Genomic DNA, 21,139 nt, shown 5'->3' on the forward strand with positions numbered 1-21,139 from the left:
GGGAGGGTATGTAACGGGGAAGCCCGGGCGGGGAGCGCCAATCTAGGCCGACGGCCGGCACTTGATAAGCCGGCAATTCAGGGAATAATTGTCCCGCCAACGGGCCAATCGGCCTTCACGCCCCCCAAGGAGCCGCCCCGTGACCCGAGACCTCAACGACACCCTGATCTTCGCCAAGGTGGTGGAGCAGGGCAGTTTCACGGCCGCCGCGCGCACGCTCGGCCTGCCCAAGACCACCGTCAGCCGCAAGGTGCAGGAGCTGGAGGAGCGCCTGGGCGCGCAGCTGCTCAACCGCACCACGCGCAAGCTCGGCCTCACCGAAGCCGGCGCGGTCTACCACGACCACAGCGTGCGCATCGCCCGCGAGCTGGAAGAGGCCGAAAGCGCCGTCGGCCAGCTGCAGGGCGGGCCGCGCGGCTGGCTGCGGGTCACGGCGCCGTATTCGATCGGCATCCTGTGGATCTCGCCGCTGCTGGGCGAATTCCACCAGCGCCATCCCGAGGTGCGCATCGACCTGCACCTGGCCAACGACACCGTCGACCTGATCGCCACCGAAACCGACGTGGCCCTTCGCATTGGCAACCTGCCGGATTCCTCGCTGGTGGCGCGCCGGCTCGACAGCTTCCGCACCCAGGTCTATGCCAGCCCCGAATACATCGCCCGCCATGGCGAGCCGCTGCATCCCGACGACCTGCAGCACCACCGCGTGCTGGCCTTCGCCAAGCACCGGCACGGCAACCGCTACTACTGGCCGCTGAAGGCCGGCGTGGCCGGTGACATGGTGGATTTCGCGGTGAGCCCCGTCTTCGTCGCCAACGACCCGGCCCCGCTGCAGGGCGCCATGCTCTGCGGCGAGGGGCTGCTGATGCTGAGCGACGTGAGCATCAAGCCCTTCGTGGAAAGCGGTCGCGCGGTGCGCGTGCTGGCCGGCTGGAGCGGCCCGACCGTGGATTTCAGCGCGGTCTTCACCCGCGGCCGCGTGCCGTCGCCGAAGGTGCGGGCTTTCGTGGATTTCCTGGTCGAACGCCTGAGCTACGACGCCTCCTACATGCTCAAGACCTGCCCGCTGCAGGCCGAGCAGGCGCGGCCGGTGGAGGCGGTGCCGGCCAAGTTGGCGGAGATCGCGGAGCGCTTCGTCGCGGCCTGACTTCGCCACGCTGGCGGCGCCGCAGTCCACTCATAACGGGTGACAAGAGGGCGCCTGCGTTATTGCCGCTAGGCGCGGGATGATCAATCAATTGATCGGGGCTGGCCGCCGGTTGCCGATATCGGCTGATGGACATAGGCCGGCTCCGCAGCGCGCCGTGACTGACCGGACTTGGCGGTTGCGCTTGCGCGCACCGCTGCGATGAGCGCCGAAGTGGAGGTCAGGCGATCAACGGCCATGGCGGCTAGCCCTGCCTGTTGTAGCCGGAGAGGAAGAGCGGCACGGTCGGGCCGGGACCGTCGCCCTCGGCCAAGGCTTCGAACCAGGCCTGACGGAGCTTGCGCATGTCTGCTGTCAGCGCGGGGAACATCTGCGGGCCAGCCACACCACGATCTACCTCGCGGATCGCAGCTTCCAGCTGCCCTTGTACTGCCTGCAACCATGCACCGGCATAGGCGCCGAGCACATCGGCATCTGGCGACTGCTGCGCGGTCAAAGCCATGGGCTCAAGCACTTGTACGGCGGCGTCCACGTCGCCTTTGACGATCAACAGCTGGCCCAGCTGGAACCGGGCCACCGAAAGCGCGGGATCAAGCGCCAGTGCGGCCCGGAACTCCGCCTCCGCGGCCTCCAGGTCACCCCTCTGGGCATGAATGGCCGCCGCCAACTGGTGGGCTCCGGCCAATTCAGGGGCGTCGCGCAGTACGGCCTGCAGCGCTGCGAGAGCGCTGTCGTCGTCCATGGCACCGAGGCCGTTGATGACGGCCATCAGGCGCTCCTCCGCCATGGAGGAAGAAGTTTGCACGTAGTCGATCCCCTGGTCCTGCGCACCCATCGCGATGACTCCGACTCCGGAGTCCCGATGGACCTCAAGCGAGGCCCGGAGTTTACACAGGCACTTTGTCCGCGAAACCGACCCCGCCCAATGTGAGAAAATCTCCCGAATGTAAATTTTTCACTTGCCGACTTCGGCCTGAAAAGGCGCCGAGCGCAGGGCAACCCGCCCGCCACTCTCCAGTGACGAACCAAGGATTGGTGGCGACGGAAGTGTCTTGGCACAGCAGCGAAGTTGGCCCAGCCAAGACAGTTTTAGCGGCGTCCTGACGCCAGAGACACAGTCATGCCACGCGGACCACGTAATCCGAATCGATTGCCAGAGGCGATGATTGCCCGCCTCATGCACTTGGGCACCACCCACAGATATGACGCAGGCAGAATCCTCATAGAGGAGGGCGCGAGAGCTGATTGCGCTTATGTCCTACTCTTGGGGCGAGCAAGGGTTTTCACCGCCGATGCAGACGAACGAAAGCTCATCTACAACAAGATCACCCCGGGCGAGATCTTCGGTGAAATGGCCCTCGACGGCGGCACGCGCTCCGCCTCCGTCATTGCCGAAACCGAAGCTGAATGCCTGCGCATCCGGAGCACCGATCTCCAGTCCTTCGCCCTGGAGAATCCGGATTTCGCCTACTACCTCATGCTGGCGCTAATGGGCAGACTCCGAACCGCGACCACGCAGTTGAAGCGGCTCGGGCTTCAGAACGTCAGCGAACGTGTGATCAGCGTACTAATGGCTGAGGTTGAGAAAGTGGACGGGAAGCTCCTGCTACCGAGTTCGCTGACCCAGCAGGAAATTTCTGACCGGATCGGCGCGACGCGCGAAATGGTCAACCAAGTTATTCGAAAGCTCATGCGCAGCGGGCACTTGATCCGCCTACCAGGCCGGCGCCTCCAGATACTCAAGACTCTGCCGGATACCAACTCATGCCGTCAGTAAGCATGCGCAACCCGCTTCGCATAACCCCATGGACTGCGCCTCTTTCGCGTCAATTGAATACTTGAGCACCCGTCCTTCAATATAGGCGTTGGTTACGTCAGGTCCGTGCTTGAAGAGCGGGTGCGTTGGCTCGCTTAGTCTGCCGTCAGAACGAAGCGCTCGGCTTCCTTCTGTGGCACGGAGTTCTCCAGCTTGAGATAGCCTGGTGAACGCTGCTTGGCTGTCTGCAACGTAAAAAGGCCTCGCTAGTTCGGGGCCGGCTCTGCGCATTAGGTGAAAGCGTAGTTCTGCAGCTCGCCGGTCAATTGATCCCAACGCCCACTTTCAAAGGCCGTAACTGCTCTCTGCGCTTCGTCACCATCGTGAAAGCCCGTCATAGTGACGCCTAGCTTGAGCAGGATGATGAAGCCCAATAACTCCTTGGGATTGCCGTCTAACCTGCAAAGCTCTCGAAAAGCCTTAGGGTCGTTGAACACATCAATGCCCAATATAGACACATACGCTTCTGGCAGGAAGTACACCTCCACCAGTCCGCGCGATGAAATTGAAGCCCCCATTCCGTCATACCGGACGATGACTTCCCCAAGTCGGCTCTTCTCCTCCGATCGTGGCTCCCCCAAAGCTGATACGACATCGTCATAAGTTGCGCCGAATTTGAGACCGCCCGCCGATACGTATGGCTCTATCACAGTCATTTTCATGGACCCTTCTTCAAATATCCCCTTCCATAAGCATAATCGAGCATCTCTCGTATTGCCGCATTGTACTTTGTCGTGGTTCCGGCACTTTGGACAGAGACACGACGTACGTCCCGGATTTCCATTGCCATCGCACCACGCATATTGCCGGCATCAATCAACTGCTTGACCTCGGATCGATACATCACACCCGCCAGGCCCTGAGAGCCGTGGCTTGAGGTCAAAAAATGGTCCGCATAGTCCATCTGAATGGCTGGACCGCTGTGAGTTGTGTGCGGACTCACACTACCCGCTGGAGCGTGGTGACGCTCTATGACCCCGCGCTGAGCAGAAAGCCGACCATAGGCCCCGCCGCTGTATGTTCTTCCGGCTGCCGCTACTTCAACTGAAGGGACGTTTGCAACAGTCTGCGATGACAGCTCGCCCGTCGCACCAATCTGCCCACCGAATCGCGGGCCTCCACGGGACATGGCCGGCAGGATCCCTGCCCTATCTGCAGCCTTGGTCACACTTACAAGTCCGCGACCACCCGCGCGGACGGCGCCATAGCCGCCAGTGGCAGTTGTCACCAGCATCGCCGACCCATCCGCCATGCGCATGCCGTACTCGAAGTTGCGGCCGCTGTTCAGGGCCTCAAGGCTGTTGTCTGCCCAGTTCGAAAGGCCCGCACTGATGGCAGCCGCAGGATCGGAGGCGAACGCTCGGAATCCGGCTTGCATTTCCAGGTGTTCTTGATGGGCCTCTTGCCCCAGCCATCCACCGGTCAGCTGGTACAGGGCCTCACCCTGACCGACGCGCTGAAGATGTGCTGCCCCCACAACACCATCCACTGCCATCTTTGCCAACGCGTAGGGCGTACCGACTACAACACCCGACGTGATTGCGCCCCACTTCATTACCTCAGACATCAAGCTTGCCTTGCCGGACCCTTCTCCGGAGACGACTGGCCCGATATGCATCGTCCCAGCCTCGTCATACCAATAGAGCGGCTCTCGAGCAGAGGACAGGCTGCCGTATTGCGGTACGCCACCTCCGCCACCACCTTCGCCATTGCCGTACGGGTACGTGCCGATGTGCGACGCGGCGCCAGTGGCAGCGTCTGAAGCCAGGTCAACTGCGGCCCCTCCCGCTCGGGCTCCATCCCAAAGGAGATGGCTCGCCTTGTCCGCGGTACCCCCCGACTTTATGGTGTCTGTGAGCGTTACGCCGGAAGACTTAGTGGGGTTTGCCGAAGTGCGACCCTCCAGGCTTTGATCGGCATCGTTTCCTAGCGCATTTCCGAGGGCCATCAACTGCTCGTGGGAGAGCAGGTTGGCGTCAGTGCCCGCAGCTCCGCCTGTTGCCATACCACGGGCCGGGCGCTGTGACAGGCCGCCAAGATCCCGCACGGCGGCGTTACCCAGGGCATTACCAAACGCATCTGCCAGGATCTGCCCATAGTTGACCGGGTCATCGAATCCAGCCGCGCGACGGGTGTGCAGGCTTACCACACCACCCATCAGACTGCCCACGATATCCTGGCCAATCTGGCCGGTGCCTCCAAACGCAGCCTCGGCGTTGAGTCCAAGTCCCTGGTTCGCCTTGGCGGTCAACACGCTGCTCACCGCACTGGCGGCTATGGCTCGCCAGCTAAACGACGTGTCTTTCACGCCCGCGATCTTTCCGCCGACATAGCTACCTGCGGCGTTGCCCAAGACCGACCGAGCAATCTGGGTGGTGCTCGCCTTGTCCGCCAGAAGCTTCGCTGTCGAGCCGCCGTAAGCGCCCGCCAGTCCGCCCGAGATGCCACCACCGATGCCCGAGGAGACCGCATCACGCAGGCTGAAACTATCGACTCAACCCGCGGCCTTGCCCACCAACTGGGACGCAACGCTGCCCGCGAAGCCGCCGATGGCGCCGGCCGTCAGACCAACCGCCGCGCCGCCTGCACCGCCCAGCGTAGCCAGGCCCGCCCCGAAGAAGCTGCCCGTGACGCCGGGCGTCGCCAAACCAGCCGTGTAGACCGTTACCGCAATCGCCACGACCGCCATGACGATCGTGGCGATGGGGTCGCACGCCGCCGCCGCAGGCGGAATGTACGGCAAGCTCGGTGTCGTCGGCCCGGTCACGTCGGCCGGGTTGTAGGGCTTGAAGGTGTTGGCGTCGTTGAGGCTGGTCCGCACCTCCGGCACGGTCAGCGTGCTGCCCGCCACCAGCGCCGAGCCCTCGTCCAGGCCGTTGGCGTCGGCCAGCACGTACCAGTAGGCCTCGTTGCCGTACACCCGGCGCGCCAGCGACTTGAGCGTGTCGCCCGCCTGCACCTGCACCCCGCCCCGGCCGGACGCGCTGTTGCTGAACGCCGTCAGGCCGCCGACCGCGTCAAGCCGGCCGGCTTCGTCCTGCAGGGCGATTTGTTGGCCGTTGACGTAGGTGTAGCGGAGGTTGTCGCGGGCGGGTTAGAGGCTCCGCGGCCTCAATGCGTGTCTTCTGAATGCGGCGCCAGCCGCAGGTGGTGGAAATCGAAGCTGAAGTCGGTCAGCGAGGACACGGCTTCCATCCGCAGCTCGCGCACCTTGCCGTCGGGCGTGAGGTCGAAGCTGGCGAAGGCGTCGGCGTTGAGCGCGCGGTCGTGCCAGCGCACCAGGAAGGTGTCGTGCTGCCAGTGCTCGAGCGTGCCCACGAGCGCCGCCGTCTTCGCGAAGCGCATCACCAGCGCCTTGCCCTCCAGCGCCACGGTGACGTCGCCGTACCACGGGTCAACGTAGGTCGCGGCGTAGTCCGCCAGCGGCAGCGAAGGCTGGCTGCGCTTGGCGCGCGCGGCCTGGTGCGCCGTCCATTTTTCATCGGCGCCCGAGCGGGCCTTGGCCACGGCCGCGGCGTAGGCCGCCACCCAGTCGGTGTCCGGCGCCTGCAGGTAATGGTCGAGCGCCTCCATGGTGACGGCGTTGAAGGCGGCGCCGACTTCCTGGTTGGTGAGCACCACGATGCCCAGGTCCAGCTGCGGCACCAGCGTGACGCGCGACACCATGCCGGGCCAGCCACCGGTGTGCCACACCAGCTTCCTGCCGCGGTATTCGCTCACCGACCAGCCTTCGCCGTAACCGGCGAATTGCGGCAGCGCCGGGGCCAGCGCCGGCACGGCGGGTTCGGCGGGAATGCGGATGGGCGTCACCAGTTCCCACATGGCGCGGTGGCGTTCGGCGCTGAACAGGCGGCGCTCCTTGCCGGCTTCGTCCTTGCCCAGCACGCCGCCGTCCAGCTGCACGCGCATCCACTTGGCCAGGTCGTTGACGCTGGCGTAGATGCCGCCCGCGGCCTGGTTGTTGCTCCAGGTCATCGGCGGCACCGTCACCAGCGGGCCGCGGAAGCCGGGCTGGGCGTGGCCGACCGCGGCATTGGCGCCGGCGGGCAGGTGGTCGCTGTTGACCACGGTGTCGCGCATGCCCACGGGCGCGAAGATGCGTTCGCGCAGGAAATCGCCGTAGGCCTGGCCCGAGACCTCCTCGATCACCAGCTGCGCCACGGCGTAGAGCACGTTGTCGTAGGCGTACTCGGCGCGGAAACTGGTGGCCAGCGGCACGTGCCGCAGGCGCTGCACGATTTCGCGGGTGGAGTACTGCGTGGTGGGCCAGAACAGCAGGTCGCCGGCGCCCAGGGCCAGGCCGCTGCGGTGGCTGAGCAGGTCGCGCAGGCGCATTTCGCGCGTCACGAACGGGTCGCTCATCTGGAACCAGGGCAGGTGGTCGATGACGCGGTCGTCGAGCGAGAGCTTGCCTTCGTCGGCCAGGATCGACAGCGCCGCCGAGGTGAAGGCCTTGGTCTGCGAGGCGATGGCGAAGCGCGTGTCGGCGTCCACCGGCGCCGGCTGGCCCTGTTCGCGCACGCCGAAGCCTTGTGCGTAAACCAGCTCGCCGTCCTTGACGATGCCGATGGCGATGCCCGGCACCTCGAAGGTCCTGCGCGTGGCCTCCGCCACCGGCGCCAGGTCGGGGGCGGTGGCGAAGGCCGGCAGCGCGGCCAGCAGCAGGGGCAGGGCGAGGGCGGGGGTGCGCAAGGAGCGGCTCCGGTGAAAAGGTCCGCCCGATTATGCCCAAGCCCCGCCCGCGGGTTTCAGTCCAGCGGCGGCAGGTCGAACACCAGCACCTCGGCGTCGCGGCCGGCACGCAGGGTGATGCGGGGTTCGTCGCGCAGCTTGAGCGCGTCGCCCGCGCCCAGCGGCTGGCCGTTCACTTCCACCGCGCCGCGCACCACGTGCACGTAGCCCAGGCGGCCCGGGGCCAGCGCCAGTTCGGCGCTTTCCCCGCCGTCGAAGAGGCCGGCGTACATCCGCGCGTCCTGGTGGATGTCCACCGAACCCTCGGCGCCGTCGGGGCTGACCACCAGGCGCAGGCGGCCGCGCTTTTCGGCGTCGGTGAAGGTCTTCTGGGCGTAGCCGGGCTTCACGCCCAGGAACTTCGGGATGATCCAGATCTGCAGGAAGTGCGTGGTGCCGGTGGCGCTGTAGTTGAACTCCGAGTGCGTCACGCCGGTGCCGGCGCTCATGCGCTGCACTTCGCCGGGCACGATGCTGGCGGCGTTGCCCATCGAGTCCTTGTGGCCCAGCGCGCCGTCGATGACGTAGCTGATGATCTCCATGTCGCGGTGGCCGTGCGTGCCGAAGCCCTGGCCGGCGGCCACGCGGTCTTCGTTGATCACGCGCAGCGGGCCCCAGTGCACGTGCGCCGGGTCGTGGTAGTCGGCGAACGAGAAGCTGTGCCAGGAATCGAGCCAGCCGTGGTTGGCGTGGCCGCGCTCGGCGGCGGGGCGCAGGGCGATCACCGGGCACCCGCCTTCGCCGCGGCGCGGCGGGAGGCGAGCAGCGCATCCAGGCTCAGGCGGCCGGCGTCGTTCGCCGCCAGCACCAGGAAACCACCGGCCATGGCCAGGTTCTTGGTGAAGTGGATGAACTGGTTCTGGTCGCCCAGGTCGAAGTGGAAGAGCACGGCGCTGGCGACCGAAAACGCGGCCAGGCCCAGCGCGGCCCAGCGCGTCAGCAGGCCGGTGGCGATGGCCAGGCCGCCGCCGATTTCGGCCGCGATGACCAGCGGCAGCAGCGCGCCGGGCACGCCCATGGCTTCCATGTAGCCCTGGGTGCCGGCGTAACCGGCGCCGAGCTTGGCGAAACCGGACAGGATGAAGATGAGCGACAGGCCGAGGCGGCCGAGCAGGGTGGTGGCGTCTTTCATGGCGGGGTTCCTTGGCAGGTTCAGTGGGCGTGGCCGGCGTCCCGCCGCATGGCGAGGCCGGAGATCACGAACAGGAGCGCCAGGCCCAGGCGGGCGAGCAGGAGGTAGGTCTGGTTCATTGCGGGGTCCCGGGTGGCGTTCGGTTCGTCTCGGGGCACAGTATTGGGCGCAATCACAAACGCATCAATACGGCAAAAATACAAGCTATCGTTGCATTAGTGGCAACAATCGGGGCCGTCTGGCCCCGCCGTTGGCCTCAGGCGCCCCGGAGCGTGCGCGCGAACAGGGCCAGCGTGGCGGCCCAGGCCTGCTTCGCGGCGGCTTCGTCGTACCGCGGGGTGGTGTCGTTGTGGAAGCCGTGCACGGTGCCGGCGGGCTGGAGCAGTTCGTAGGACTTGCCCGCCGATTCCAGCGCGGCCTCGTAAGCGGGCCAGGTGGCGTTGACGCGTTCGTCGTCGGCCGCCAGCACCACCAGCAGTTCGGCCTGGATCGCGGGTACGTCGGCGGCGGCCGGCGCGGTGCCGTAGAAAGGCGCCGCGGCTTTCAGGTCGGGCAATTGCGTGGCGAGGAAATTGGCGATCGCGCCGCCGTAGCAGAAACCCACCGTGCCCAGCCGGCCATTCGAGCGCGGGTGCGCCTGCAGCCAGCGCGCGGCGGCCAGCAGGTCCTGGCGCGTCAGCGACTGGTCGAGTTCCTGGAACTTCGCGCGCGCGGCGTCTTCGTCGCCGGGGTAGCCGCCGAGCGGGAACAGCGCGTCGGGCGCGAAGGCCAGGTAGCCCTCCAGCGCCAGCCGGCGGGTGACGTCTTCGATGTGCGGGTTCAGGCCGCGGTTCTCGTGCACCACCAGCACCGCCGGCAGCGCGCCTTCCACGCTGGCCGGCATCGCCAGGTAACCACGCCCTTCGAAATAGCCGTCCGGCGAATCGAAGCGCGGGTAGCTGGTGGCCAGTCGCGGGTCGTCGGGCGGTACCTGCTGCGCCTGGGCGAACTTCGGCGCCAGCGCCGCCAGCAGGCCGGCCGCGCCGCTGCTGCCGACCGCGAACGCCGCCGCGCCCTTGAGGAAACCGCGCCGGTCGATCTGCCCGTGCACGTACTGGTCGAACAGGCGCAGTACTTCGGGATCGAAATCGCGGATGGTCTTGCGCGGGGTGTCGGACATGGCGGCCTGGGCGGGCGGGGGTGCGGCAGGATCATCGCAGCCTGGCGGGCCGCCGGCGTGAAATTTCAGTCGCCGGCCGGCCCGCGGCGCGCGGGCTGGCCCGGCTTGGGCGCCAGTACGAAGGACAGGCTGAAGAGCTGGTCCTGGCCGGGCTGGCGCGGCCCCTGCAGCAGTTCCAGCAGGCGGCCGAGCAGGGCGTTGGCTTCGCGCAGGCCGTCTTCGTCCAGCCAGCCGCGGCTGCGGCCGGCCCAGAGTTCGCGGGCCTCGCCTTCGGTGCGCACCTTCGGGTTGGCGAGCGCGGCGCGGAAGTCGCGCCCGGCCGCCTGCAGCAGCTTCGCCACCACCTGCTGCACGGCCTCGCTGCTTTCCGCGCGCTTGCCGTAGACCAGGCGCAGTGCCGTGCCGCGGCGCGCGCCGATGCGGTAGCGGCGCGGCTCGCCGGCCTTGTCCCGGCGCTGCAGCAGCCCGGCGTCGGCCAGCCGTTCGAAGTGGTAGTACAGCCCGTCCGCGGGGCGGCCCAGTTCCCGGGCGACGGCGGCCACGTCGGCCTCGCCGCCCAGCGCGACCAGGGTGTCGACGATGTCCTGGCGCACCGGGCTGGCCAGCAGGGCGATGCCGGCCGGGTCGGACACGTCCTGGAAGCGCGCGGGACGGGGCGGGGTGGGCGTGCGCGACCGTGCCATCAGTTGGCTTGCCTGTGTTGAAAAACAGGTTCAAATTTCAACGCACATTCCCCGGCCACGCAAGTGCCGCGCACTTGCCTCCCTTCGAGGTCACCATGGACAAGTCCTTTTTCCCGCTGCATCGCCTGGGCCTGGCCCTGGCGCTTTCCCTGGGCCTGGCGTCCTGCAGCCAGATCGAACTGGGGCGGATCTATTTCGCCAACCACGGCACCGAGGCGCGGCTGGATTCGCCGCTGCCGGCGCGCCTGCCGTTCCGCGAGCACAAGGGCTGGATCGTGGTGCAGGCCAGCATCAACGGCTCGCCGCCGATGGATTTCGTGGTCGACACCGGCGCCTCGATGCTGACCCTGCTCACCGGCCCGAAGACCGAGGCGCTCAAGCTCGACATGAGCGGCCTGCGCCGGATCGCCGGCGAAGGCGTGGCCACGGTCACCGCCGCCGTGCAGCCCGGGCTGGACATCGATTTCGGCCCCGTCGCGCTGCTCGACCAGACCGTGCTGGCGATCCCGCTCGACCGCGTGCTCTGCGACAAGGGCATCGAAGCGCCGCCGTTCAGCGGCGTCATCGGCCACGAGCTTTTCAGCCGCTATGTGGTGGAAATCGACCACGCCCGCGGCGAAGTCGTGCTGCACGACCCCGAGACCTACGACTACCGCGGCGATGGCCTGGTGGTGCCGGCCGACATCAGCGGCCGCCAGCCCTTCGTGCAGGCGCAGCTGCAGGGTCCCGACGGCGCCCGTTACGAAGCGCGGCTGCACGTGGACAGCGGCGCCGGCATCGACCTGAGCCTGTTCCCGCAGGCGCACGAGGCCATCAAGGTGCCGGCCGGCGGCAAGGAAACGACGGCCTGTTTCGTGGGCGGCCTGGCGCGCTACCAGAGCGGCACCTCGGTGCAGCTGGCCCTGGCCGGCGCGCCGGCGGTGGAGACGCCGGCGAGTTATTCGATCGGCGACGAGGTCATCGACACCGGCCAGCACGGCCGCCTGGGTGCGCGCTTCCTGAGCCGCTACGACGTGGTCTACGACTACAGCCGCGGACGCATCATCCTCGAGCCGCGCAGCGCGCCGCCGGCCGCGGCGCCCTGAGGGCTATTCGGATTCCACGCCGGCCAGGTCGAGCACCCAGCGCGGCGTTTCCGGTTCGCCGTCGTAGAACGCGCGCGGCTTCTTCTCCGCCATGGCCCAGCGGTGCAGCCAGCTCGGGCCCCAGCGGCCGGTGTAGGCGTCGTCGCGGGCGTAGGCCGGGTCGGCCATGGCTTCGGCGAGGGAAACGCGCCGGTAGCCGCGCTCGTCCAGCCCCGCCATCAGCGCGGTCCAGGTGGCGGCGTTGAGTTCGTTGGCGTGCAGCAGCCAGGTCTGCGGCAGCGCGTAGCCGAGCAGGGCGAGGGAGAACCGCTCGTAGTAGTCCACCTTCGCCATCATGTAGGGCACGTAGCCGGTGCGCAGGCGGGCGAGGGTGGCCTCGTCGGCGCCGTCGTCGAGCACGTTGCGGTAGGCGCGTGCCCAGATCCAGTCGCTGTGGTCCACCGTGACGGGGGCGATGCGGTAGCCGTGCTCCGCCAGGAAGGCCGCCAGCGCCGCCTTGTCGGCGGCCGAGGTGCCGGCGCGCAGGTAGGGGTGGCGGAACCACTGCGGATGCTGGCCGCGTTCGGCCAGCAGCGGGCGCAGCACCTGTTCGCCGGCCAGGATGTTGGCCTGGTAGGCCGGCAGCCCCACGGCGTGCAGGTCCACGTGGCCGCGGGTGTGGTTGCCCAGCTCGGTGCCGGCGTCGAGCCAGTCGCGCAGCATGGCGGTGCGTTCCGCGCGCGAGGCCGGGTCGGCGCCGAGCTTGCCTTCGTTGACGAAGCCGATCACCGGGTCGCCGCCGGCGCGGATCGCCGCCATCAGGCGGGCGTGGTGCGCGCGCATGGCGGCGTCGAGCGGCCGGCCGGCGCCGTCGCCCAGGCTGGCCCAGGGCAGGTCGTCGACGGTGATGGCGATGCGGCGGTCGGGGCCGGCCGCGGCGGCCAGGCCGGCGGCGAGCAGCATCACCAGGGCGGAAAACAGGCGCATCGGCGGTCCGGCGAAAGGGGAGGGAGGATCATTGTCACATCTGGCGCCTTACTTCCGTCCATGGTTCACAAGGGCCGCGTGCCCTATCCTGCGCAGGGCGATTCAAGGGGAGTCGCGCCGCGCCAACGCCAAGGAGCCTTGCATGTCCCACCTGATCAACATCTTCCTCGAGCCGGCCAAGGTGTTCGCCGACCTCAAGGAGAAGCCGAGCTTCTGGCTGCCGCTGCTGCTGGTGGCGCTGCTGGGCGCCGCGTCCACCACCGCCTATTTCCTCACCGTGGACCCGGACTGGTTCGCCGACCACCAGGTGGCGCAGATGCAGGCCCAGCGCGACATGAGCGCCGCCGAAATCGAGCAGGCGAAGCAGTTCATGCCGGGCGCGCGCGCCTCGGCCTACTTCGGCGGGCCGATGGTGCTGCTGTTCGTGGGCATCATGTTCTCGGTGATGGCGCTGTACTTCCTGCTGGCCGGCAAGGTCACGGGCAACCAGGTGGGCTTCCGCCGCGGCCTGTCGCTGACGGCCTGGTCGAGCATGCCCATGGTGCTGGGCAACCTGGTGGTGCTGGGCGCCATCTTCACCAGCTCCAACCAGGTGTCGTTCGAAAGCCTGCAGCTGCTCAACGTCGACCCGCTGCTGGTGCAGCTGCCGCTCGACCACGACTGGCTGATGCTGGCCCGCAGCTTCAGCCTGCTCAATTTCTGGGTCTGGTTCCTGGCCGCGCTGGGCTGGAAGACCTGGTTCCGCACCGGCTGGGGCCAGGCGGTCACCGTCGCCGTGCTGCCCTCGCTGGTCATCTACGGCGTGATGGCGCTGTTCGCCGCGCTCTGAGCCACGCCCCACAACGGAAGTGCCGATGAAGATCAACAAGAAATGGGTGGCCGCGGCCATCCTCGTGGCGGTCGTGGCCGTGCCCCTGCTCATCAAGGCCGGGCGCGGTGAATCGCGCACCGAAGTCGAGGTGGTGGTGGCGGCCGAGCAGGAAATCCGGCCCACCATCCTCGCCTCCGGCGTGCTGGCCTACCTGACCGAGGTGAACCTGACCTCGGAAGTGGTGGCCAAGGTGCGCGAGATCCTGGTGGCCGAGGGCGACACCGTGGAGAAGGGCCAGCTGCTGCTGCGCCTGGACCCGGAAACCTACCGCAACGCCATCGACCGCGAACAGGCCAGCCGCCGCCAGAGCCTGATCAGCATCGAGCGCCAGCGCCTGGCCCTGGCCCTGGCCGAGACCCGGCTCACCCGCGGCGAATCGCTGCTGGCGCGCAGGATGATCGGCCAGAGCGACTACGACGACCTGCGCAACGCCCGCGACCTGGCCAAGGTCGAGCTGCAGAGCAGCGAGGAAGCCCTGCGCCGCGCCGACGCCATCCTGGAGGAGGCGCGCGAGCAGCTGGCCAAGACCGACATCCTCTCGCCCATCGCCGGCACCATCGTCGACCTGCCGATCAAGGTGGGCGAAACGGCCATCCCGTCCACCAATGCCCTGGCCGGCGCCAGCCTGATGAAGATCGCCGACACCTCGGCCATCCAGGCCGAGCTGAAGGTGGACGAGGCCGACATCGCCCGCATCAGCCTGGGCCAGGCCGCCGACGTTTACGCCGCCGCGTTCCAGGACACCGCGCTCAAGGGCAAGGTGGCCAAGATCGCGCTGGCGCCGACGCTGGAAGCGCAGGGCCGCGCCTACGAGGTGACCGTGTTGCTCGAGGTGCCGGAAGGCGTGGCGCTGCGTTCGGGCATGAGCGCCCGCGCCGACATCTTCCTGGGCGACGGCGGCAAGTCGCTGGCGGTGCCGGTGGAAGCCGTGGCCACCGAGGAAACGGAAGACAAGCAGGTCAAGCGCCACGTGTGGGTGGACCGCGACGGCACCGCCCGCAAGGTCGAAGTGGAAGTGGGCCTGTCGGACGACCGCTGGGAGGCCATCGCCAAGGGCCTGCAGGCCGGCGACCGCGTGATCACCGGCCCGGCCAAGGTGGTGCGCGGCCTGCGCGACGGCGACCGCGTCGAAGGCAAGCTGCGCGACGAAGGCGGCAAGGACAAGGACGGCGAGGGCGACGAGGCCGCCGAAGACGGCGAGGACGACGCCGGATGATCCGACTCACCGGCATCGTCAAGCGCTACCTGATGGGCGAGGAGGAAGTGCTCGCCCTCAACGGCGTCGACCTGTTCATCGACCGCAACGAGTACGTGGCCCTGATCGGCCCCTCGGGCTCGGGCAAGTCCACGCTGATGAACCTGATCGGCTGCCTGGACACGCCCAGCGAGGGAACCTACGTGCTCAACGGCCGCGACACCTCGCAGCTCACCGACGACGAGCTGGCGCACGTGCGCAACAAGGAAATCGGCTTCGTGTTCCAGTCCTTCCACCTGCTGCCGCGCATGACCGTGCTCGAGAACGTGATGCAGCCGCTGGTCTACCGCGGCATGCCGCGCGCCGAACGCAAGGCGCTGGCGACCCGCGCGCTGGAGCAGGTGGGCCTGGGCAGCCGCCTGGGCCACCGCCCGAACCAGCTCTCCGGCGGCCAGCGCCAGCGCGTGGCCGTGGCGCGCGCGCTGGTGGGCAAGCCCTCGATCCTGCTGGCCGACGAGCCCACCGGCAACCTCGATTCCAGGACCTCGGCCGAGATCATGGCCCTGTTCGACGAACTCCACCGATCCGGCCAGACCGTCGTGGTGGTGACGCACGAACCCGACATCGCCGCGCACTGCCGGCGCACCATCCGCGTCAGCGACGGCAAGGTCGTCGAGGACACCCTGAACCCCGCCCGCGCGCAGGTGGCCTGACATGTACGCCTTCCTCGAAGCCTTCCGCGCCGCGCTCACCAGCCTGATGGCGCACCGGATGCGCAGCTTCCTCACCACGCTGGGCATCCTGATCGGCACCGCCTCGGTGATCGCGGTGGTGTCGCTGGTGCAGGGGTTTTCCGCCTCGATCTCGAGCCAGTTCGCCGACCTCGGCGGCAGCACCATGAACCTGCGCGCCGAGAACAACAACGAGAACTTCCGCACCGGCCGCATCAACTTCATCACCTTCAAGGACCTCGACGTGCTGCGCTACCGCGTGCCGGGCGTGGACCAGGTGACGCCGATGATGCAGGTGGCCGTGGCCGGCACCAGCTACCGCGGCCGCACGTCCAGCCCGCAGGTGCTGGCCACCACGGCCGAATTCCAGGCCGTGCGCGGCCGCTATCCGGAGCGCGGCCGTTTCCTGGCGCCCAGCGACGACCAGGGCCGGCGCCGCGTGGTGGTCATCGGCACCCAGGTGATCGACGACCTGAAGCTGCCCGAGGACCCGGTGGGCGAATACATCCGCATCGGCAACGAGTGGTTCAAGGTGGTGGGCGTGATGCAGCGCCAGGGCGAGCTGCTGGGCTTCAGCCAGGACAACTACGTCGTCATTCCCTTCGACGTGGGCCGGGCCATGACCGGCAACAACACCCAGCCATTCATGTCCATTTCCTTCAACGTGCCGGACATTTCCCAGGTGGAAGTGGTGCGCGAGCGGGTCAAGCGCGCCATCCGCGCCTCGCGCAAGCTCAAGCCCGGGCAGGACGACGACTTCCGGGTGGAAGCGGCCGATTCGTTCGTGAAGCAGTTCGAGCAGGTCACCGGCACCGCCACCGCGGTGGTGGCCGGCGTGGTCAGCATTTCGCTGCTGGTCGGCGGCATCGGCATCATGAACATCATGCTGGTGTCGGTCACCGAGCGCACCCGCGAGATCGGCATCCTCAAGGCCCTGGGCGCCACCCGCCGCGACATCCTGGTGCAGTTCCTGCTCGAGGCCGGCCTGCTGGCGCTGCTGGGCGGCCTGATCGGCATCGTGCTCGGTTACGCCGCGGGCGTGGGCGTGGCGGCGGTGATCCCGAACTTCCCGCCGGCGCAGGTGCCGCTGTGGGTGGTGGCCGCGGCCGCGGGCTTCTCGGCCCTGGTGGGCGTGGTGTTCGGCATCATGCCGGCCTCGAAGGCGGCCAGCCTGGACCCGATCGAGGCGCTGCGCTACGAGTGAGGCGCGGCGCGCTCAGATCGCCGCGCGCGGCGGCCCGTTCGGCTCGATGATGATCTTGCCGCTGCGGGCGCCGGCGTGCGCGGCGCGCACCGCGTCGGCGACGTGGTCGATGGAATAGTGGTCCTGCACGCGGGCGTGCAGCGTGCCGTCCGCCACCAGCCCCGCCAGTTCGGCGAACACCGCGCGCCGGCGTTCGGCCGCGGCGCGCTTGTACCACTGCGACAGCCAGAAGCCGCGCAGGGTGAGGTCGTTGAAGACGAAGTAGCGCGGCGAGATCATGCAGCGTTCGCCGCTCATCGAGCCGTAGTTCACCAGCGTGCCGCCGGCCGCCAGGCAGCGCGCCAGGTGCTCGGTGTGCACGCCGCCGACGCAGTCCACGGCCAGCCGCACGTGCACCTCGCCCACGGCGTCGCGCACGCGCTTGGGCAGGTCCTCGGCGTCCACCAGCACGTGTTCGCCGCCGGCGGCCCAGACCGCCTCGATGGCCGATTCGCGCCGCACCACGTTGATCACGTTGATGCCGCGGCGCTTGGCCAGCTGCGCCAGGTAGCCGCCCACGGCGGAGTTGGCTGCGTTCTGGATCACCCAGTCGCCGGGCTGAAGCTCCACGAATTCGCTGAGCATCAGCAGCGCCGTGGGCGGGTTCACGGTGAGCATGGACAGCTGCACCGGGTCCACGTCGTGCGGCAGTGGCACCAGGGTCTTCACCGGCAGGTGCAGGTGGGTGCTCCAGGTGCCGCAGCCCACCGGCAGCAGCACCACGTCGCCCACTTCCAGGCCGTTGGGCTCGCCGGCGATCTCCTCGACCCGGCCCACGCCTTCGTTGCCGCCCACCGCCGGCAGCGGCGGCAGCAGGCCGTATTCACCGGTGAGGGTGAGGATGTCGCTGGGGTTCACCGGCGCGGCCAGCACCGCCACCCGCGCTTCGCCGGGTTGCAGCGGCGGCAGGGTGAACTCCACCGTCTTGATCACCTCGTGCGGCACCGGGCCGCGATAGGCGTAGCGTGCGTGCTTGGGCGGGTGCGTGGTCACGGGGTTTCCTGCTTGATCCAGGTGAGTCGCCAGGAGGCGCCGTCGTCGCCCATGGCGCGGGCGAGCGGCTTGAGCGCCGGTTCGATGGCCTTTTCCACCTGCCAGGGCGGATTGACCAGCAGCATGCCGCTGCCGTTCATGCGCAGCGGGGAGTCGTCGGGCCGTACCAGCAGTTCAACGGCCAGCGCCGACTTGATGGGCAGGCCGGCCACCTTGCGCATCAGCGGCTGCAGGGTGGCGCGCTGCTTGATGGGGTACCAGAGCGCGAACATGGCCTGCGGCATGCGCTCGAGGCCTTCGCGCAGCGCGGCCACGATGAGCGGGTATTCGCCTTCCTGGGCTTCGTAGGGCGGGTCGATGAGCACCAGCGCGCGGCCGATGCGGGTGTTGCCGTCGCGCGGCGGCAGCAGGGCCTTGACCGCGCCGTAGCCGTCGCGCTGCTGCACGTGGCAGCGCGGGTCGCTGGCCAGCAGGGCCTTGAGCGCGGCCGATTCCTCAGGCAGCAGTTCGCAGGCCACCAGGCGGTCCTGGGCGCGCAGGGCCTTGGACACCAGCAGGGGCGAGCCGGGGTAGGTGTCGGGGGCGTCGGCGCGGGCGGCGTCGAGCGCGGCCAGGTAGGCGGCCAGCGCGGGCGGGCCGGCCGGCGGCTCGTCCCACAGCTTCTGGATGCCGGCGCGGGCCTCGCCGGTGCGCCGGGCCTGGACGCCGCCAAGGTCGTAGCGGCCGCGCCCGGCGTGGGTGTCGAGCACGAAGAAGGGCGCGTCCTTGCGCTTGAGCGCGTCGAGCAGGGCGACCAGCACGAGGTGCTTGAGCACGTCCGCGTGGTTGCCGGCGTGGAATCCGTGGCGGTAGTTCATGCCCGCCAGTCTAGCGCCCGGCGGGCCGTGCCGGGGCTCTGCTAAGGTTTGCCGACTTCCGGAGGACCCATGAAGACCCTGCTCAAGTTCACTGCCTGGACCCTGTTCGCCCTGCTGGCCGCCGCCACCGCGCTCGGCCTGCACACCGTCTACGGCAAGCCGCTGAAGGTGGCGTGGTTCTTCGAGCGGGTCTTCATCGAGTACGCGGTGGACGACCCGGAGATGCTGACCTCGCTGGGCATGCTGCCCTCGTGGCTGGACTGGTACTCCGACGACCTGACCGACCGCTCCCTGGTCCGCGAGCGGGAAATGCAGGCCAAGCTGCGCGAGGACCTGGCCACCCTGCGCGACTACGACCGCGAGGCGCTCGACGAGGGCACGCGCCTGTCCTACGACGTGCTCGAGTATTTCCTGGCCATCCAGGAAGAGGGCGAGCGCTTCTCGCTGCACAACTACCCGCTCAACCAGCTGTTCGGCGTGCAGAGCAACTTCGTCACCTTCCTGGCCACCCAGCATGGCGTGGCTTCCGAAGCCGACGCCGAGGCCTACGTGGCGCGCCTGGGCAAGACCCCGGTGATGGTGGGGCAGGTGATGGAAGGCCTGGAGGCGCGCGAGGCCGCGGGCATCCTGCCGCCGACCTTCGTGGTGGAGAAGGTGCTGGCCGAGATGCGCGCCTTCACCGCCACGCCGGCGACCGAAAACATCCTCTACACCTCGTTCGTGGAGAAGCTCGACAAGCTCCCGGCCGGCAGCCTCGACGCGGCGCGGCGCGACGAGCTGCTGGCGTCCGTGGAGGCGGCCATCACCGATGCCGTGTACCCCGGCTACGGCCGCTTCATCGCCTACTACGACCGGCTGCTGCCGCTGACCCGGGGCAACCACGGCGTTTGGGCGTTGCCGGAGGGCGATGCCTTCTATGCCTGGTCGGCGCGTTTGCACACCAGCACGGACATGACGCCGGCGCAGATCCACCAGATGGGCCTGGACGAGGTGGCCCGCATCGAGGCCGAGATGGACGCCATCCTGGTGGCGGAAGGCCTGGTGGAAGGCTCCATCGGCGCGCGCGTGCAGCAGGTGGCCACCCGTGCCGAACAGCTCTACCCCGACACCGACGCCGGCCGCGCGGCGATCATCGCCGACTTCACGCGCATCATCGAGGAAGTGGACGCCGGCATCGGCGAACACTTCAACGTGCGGCCAAAGATGGGCGTCAAGGTCGAGCGCGTGCCCGAATTCCGCGAAAAGACCGCGCCGGGCGCCTACTACAACCCGCCGGCCTTCGACGGCTCGCGCCCGGGCATCTTCTACATCAACCTGCGCAACACCGCCGAGGTGGCGAAGTTCGGCATGCGCACCCTGGCCTACCACGAGGCCATTCCCGGCCACCATTTCCAGACCACCATCCAGCAGGAACTCACGGGCGTGCCGACGTTCCGCAAGATCCTGCCGTTCACCGCCTTTTCCGAAGGCTGGGCGCTCTACACCGAGCGCCTGGCCTGGGAAATCGGCTTCCAGGACCAGCCGCTGGACAACCTGGGCCGCCTGCAGGCCGAGATGTTCCGCGCCGTGCGCCTGGTGGTGGACACCGGCCTGCACGACCAGCGCTGGACCCGCGAGCAGGCCATCGCCTACATGCTCGACAAGACCGGCATGCCCGAGACCGACGTGGTGGCCGAGATCGAACGCTACCTGGTGATGCCCGGGCAGGCGCTGGCCTACAAGGTGGGCATGAACAAGATCCTGGAACTGCGGGCGCGCGCGCAGGAAGCGCTCGGCCCGAAGTTCGCGCTGCGCGATTTCCACGACCTGGTGCTCACCGGCGGCGACCTGCCGCTGGCGCTGCTCGAGCGCCGCGTGGACGCGTGGATCGCGGGCAAGCGCGGCTGATGGCGGCCGACCTCCAGGTCCGGCGCATCGCCGGCGCCGGCATCGGGCCCTGGCTGGACGCGGTGGCGCGGCTGCGCATCGCCGTGTTCCGCGACTGGCCCTACCTCTACGCCGGCGACCTGGCCTACGAGCGCGACTACCTGCAAGCCTATGCGCGCTCGCCCGACAGCGTGTTCGTGCTGGCCTTCGACGCCGACGAGGTCGTGGGCGCTTCCACCGGCCTGCCGCTGGCCGACGACACCGATCAATTCCAGCGGCCCTTCCGCGAGGCCGGCCGCGCCGTGGACGACGTGTTCTATTTCGGCGAATCGGTGCTGCTGCCGGCTTACCGCGGCCTGGGCCTCGGGCACCGCTTCTTCGACGAGCGCGAGGCGCATGCCGCGGCGCTGGGCCGCTTCGCCTGGACCGGCTTCTGCGCCGTCGACCGCGACCCGGCCGACCCGCGCCGCCCCGACGGCCACCGCGGCAACGAGGCCTTCTGGACCAAGCGCGGCTACGTGCGCCAGCCCGGACTCACTGTGCACCTGGCCTGGCAGGAGATCGGCGAACCCGCCCCCAGCGAAAAATCCCTCACTTTCTGGCTCCGCTCCCTCTGAAAAAGTTCCTATCCCAGATCCGGAACCGGCGCCGTCGCCACGGCGGA

The 21,139-nt window shown here is 68.5% G+C and carries 21 protein-coding genes; 9 read left to right on the forward strand and 12 right to left on the reverse strand.

Translation table 11 applies throughout. The features are described 5' to 3' along the window. Positions 1 to 139: 139 nt before the first annotated feature. A complete protein-coding gene (locus N790_RS08800; protein WP_043803355.1) occupies positions 140 to 1,147 on the forward strand; it encodes a LysR family transcriptional regulator in 1,008 nt (335 codons plus the stop codon). A gap of 244 nt (positions 1,148 to 1,391) precedes the next feature. On the opposite strand, the gene N790_RS08805 is transcribed toward N790_RS08800, so the two are convergent. Beyond that, positions 1,392 to 1,982 carry a tetratricopeptide repeat protein gene (locus tag N790_RS08805; protein ID WP_052385817.1) on the reverse strand — a complete coding sequence of 197 codons (591 nt, stop codon included), beginning with the start codon at positions 1,980 to 1,982 and terminating at the stop codon, positions 1,392 to 1,394. Positions 1,983 to 2,309: 327 nt separating this feature from the next. Here N790_RS08805 and N790_RS08810 point away from each other — a divergent pair, with 327 nt between their 5' ends. After that, a complete protein-coding gene (locus N790_RS08810; protein ID WP_043803356.1) occupies positions 2,310 to 2,924 on the forward strand; it encodes a Crp/Fnr family transcriptional regulator in 615 nt (204 codons plus the stop codon). A 269-nt stretch (positions 2,925 to 3,193) separates the two neighbouring features. On the opposite strand, the gene N790_RS16050 is transcribed toward N790_RS08810, so the two are convergent. The 8 genes from N790_RS16050 to N790_RS08845 all read right to left on the reverse strand — a co-directional run bounded on the left by N790_RS16050 (position 3,194) and on the right by N790_RS08845 (position 10,668). Beyond that, positions 3,194 to 3,625, reverse strand: a complete 432-nt coding sequence (locus tag N790_RS16050) for a hypothetical protein (RefSeq protein ID WP_156970014.1) — start codon at positions 3,623 to 3,625, stop codon at positions 3,194 to 3,196. Continuing rightward, entirely contained in the window at positions 3,622 to 5,271 is a 1,650-nt protein-coding gene (locus N790_RS16055; protein WP_169742166.1) for a hypothetical protein, read from the reverse strand. Before N790_RS16055 ends, N790_RS16050 begins: the two co-directional genes overlap by 4 nt. 186 nt (positions 5,272 to 5,457) lie before the next feature. Beyond that, complete coding sequence (locus N790_RS15255) at positions 5,458 to 5,922, reverse strand: LysM peptidoglycan-binding domain-containing protein (protein ID WP_245593764.1); 465 nt, start codon at positions 5,920 to 5,922, stop codon at positions 5,458 to 5,460. 152 nt (positions 5,923 to 6,074) lie between these two features. Further along, on the reverse strand, positions 6,075 to 7,655 hold the full coding sequence (locus tag N790_RS08825; RefSeq protein ID WP_043803361.1) for a serine hydrolase: 1,581 nt from the start codon (positions 7,653 to 7,655) through the stop codon (positions 6,075 to 6,077). A gap of 56 nt (positions 7,656 to 7,711) precedes the next feature. Then, entirely contained in the window at positions 7,712 to 8,419 is a 708-nt protein-coding gene (locus N790_RS08830; protein WP_043803363.1) for a pirin family protein, read from the reverse strand. Beyond that, the gene (locus tag N790_RS08835; RefSeq protein ID WP_043803366.1) at positions 8,416 to 8,826 is read right to left on the reverse strand and encodes a DoxX family protein; all 411 of its coding nucleotides are present in this window, start codon (positions 8,824 to 8,826) and stop codon (positions 8,416 to 8,418) included. Before N790_RS08835 ends, N790_RS08830 begins: the two co-directional genes overlap by 4 nt. A 256-nt stretch (positions 8,827 to 9,082) precedes the next feature. After that, entirely contained in the window at positions 9,083 to 9,985 is a 903-nt protein-coding gene (locus tag N790_RS08840) for a dienelactone hydrolase family protein (RefSeq protein WP_043803367.1), read from the reverse strand. Positions 9,986 to 10,050: 65 nt separating this feature from the next. Next, on the reverse strand, positions 10,051 to 10,668 hold the full coding sequence (locus N790_RS08845) for a winged helix-turn-helix domain-containing protein (protein WP_052385819.1): 618 nt from the start codon (positions 10,666 to 10,668) through the stop codon (positions 10,051 to 10,053). Between the two features lie 95 nt (positions 10,669 to 10,763). Here N790_RS08845 and N790_RS08850 point away from each other — a divergent pair, with 95 nt between their 5' ends. After that, the gene (locus tag N790_RS08850; RefSeq protein ID WP_156970016.1) at positions 10,764 to 11,753 is read left to right on the forward strand and encodes an aspartyl protease family protein; all 990 of its coding nucleotides are present in this window, start codon (positions 10,764 to 10,766) and stop codon (positions 11,751 to 11,753) included. Positions 11,754 to 11,756: 3 nt separating this feature from the next. On the opposite strand, the gene N790_RS08855 is transcribed toward N790_RS08850, so the two are convergent. Further along, entirely contained in the window at positions 11,757 to 12,719 is a 963-nt protein-coding gene (locus N790_RS08855) for a polysaccharide deacetylase family protein (RefSeq protein ID WP_043803371.1), read from the reverse strand. A 142-nt stretch (positions 12,720 to 12,861) separates the two neighbouring features. Between N790_RS08855 and N790_RS08860 the strand changes: the two genes are divergently transcribed. From N790_RS08860 to N790_RS08875, 4 genes are read left to right on the forward strand one after another with little or no spacing between them, the layout of a single operon-like run. After that, positions 12,862 to 13,548, forward strand: coding sequence for a YIP1 family protein (locus tag N790_RS08860; RefSeq protein ID WP_043803373.1), 687 nt, complete (start codon positions 12,862 to 12,864; stop codon positions 13,546 to 13,548). A gap of 25 nt (positions 13,549 to 13,573) precedes the next feature. Then, positions 13,574 to 14,806 carry an efflux RND transporter periplasmic adaptor subunit gene (locus tag N790_RS08865; RefSeq protein ID WP_043803376.1) on the forward strand — a complete coding sequence of 411 codons (1,233 nt, stop codon included), beginning with the start codon at positions 13,574 to 13,576 and terminating at the stop codon, positions 14,804 to 14,806. Continuing rightward, positions 14,803 to 15,498 carry an ABC transporter ATP-binding protein gene (locus tag N790_RS08870; protein ID WP_043803380.1) on the forward strand — a complete coding sequence of 232 codons (696 nt, stop codon included), beginning with the start codon at positions 14,803 to 14,805 and terminating at the stop codon, positions 15,496 to 15,498. Before N790_RS08865 ends, N790_RS08870 begins: the two co-directional genes overlap by 4 nt. A 1-nt stretch (position 15,499) precedes the next feature. After that, positions 15,500 to 16,720, forward strand: a complete 1,221-nt coding sequence (locus N790_RS08875) for an ABC transporter permease (protein ID WP_043803383.1) — start codon at positions 15,500 to 15,502, stop codon at positions 16,718 to 16,720. Positions 16,721 to 16,732: 12 nt separating this feature from the next. Here N790_RS08875 and N790_RS08880 read toward each other — a convergent pair whose 3' ends face one another. Both N790_RS08880 and N790_RS08885 read right to left on the reverse strand, forming a co-directional pair. Continuing rightward, positions 16,733 to 17,752, reverse strand: coding sequence for a zinc-dependent alcohol dehydrogenase family protein (locus N790_RS08880; protein WP_043803385.1), 1,020 nt, complete (start codon positions 17,750 to 17,752; stop codon positions 16,733 to 16,735). Next, positions 17,749 to 18,609 (reverse strand): 23S rRNA (adenine(2030)-N(6))-methyltransferase RlmJ, encoded by an 861-nt coding sequence (locus N790_RS08885; protein WP_043803388.1) that lies wholly within the window; start codon positions 18,607 to 18,609, stop codon positions 17,749 to 17,751. The genes N790_RS08880 and N790_RS08885 overlap by 4 nt, the downstream gene beginning before the upstream one ends. Positions 18,610 to 18,678: 69 nt before the next feature. Between N790_RS08885 and N790_RS08890 the strand changes: the two genes are divergently transcribed. Together N790_RS08890 and N790_RS08895 are read left to right on the forward strand one after the other, a co-directional pair. Beyond that, a complete protein-coding gene (locus N790_RS08890) occupies positions 18,679 to 20,496 on the forward strand; it encodes a DUF885 domain-containing protein (protein WP_043803391.1) in 1,818 nt (605 codons plus the stop codon). After that, positions 20,496 to 21,092, forward strand: coding sequence for a GNAT family N-acetyltransferase (locus tag N790_RS08895; protein WP_043803393.1), 597 nt, complete (start codon positions 20,496 to 20,498; stop codon positions 21,090 to 21,092). Before N790_RS08890 ends, N790_RS08895 begins: the two co-directional genes overlap by 1 nt. The last annotated feature ends 47 nt before the right edge of the window (positions 21,093 to 21,139 follow it).

Origin of the sequence: Arenimonas malthae CC-JY-1 (assembly GCF_000747075.1) — a bacterium.
In the GTDB taxonomy this organism is placed as follows: domain Bacteria; phylum Pseudomonadota; class Gammaproteobacteria; order Xanthomonadales; family Xanthomonadaceae; genus Arenimonas; species Arenimonas malthae.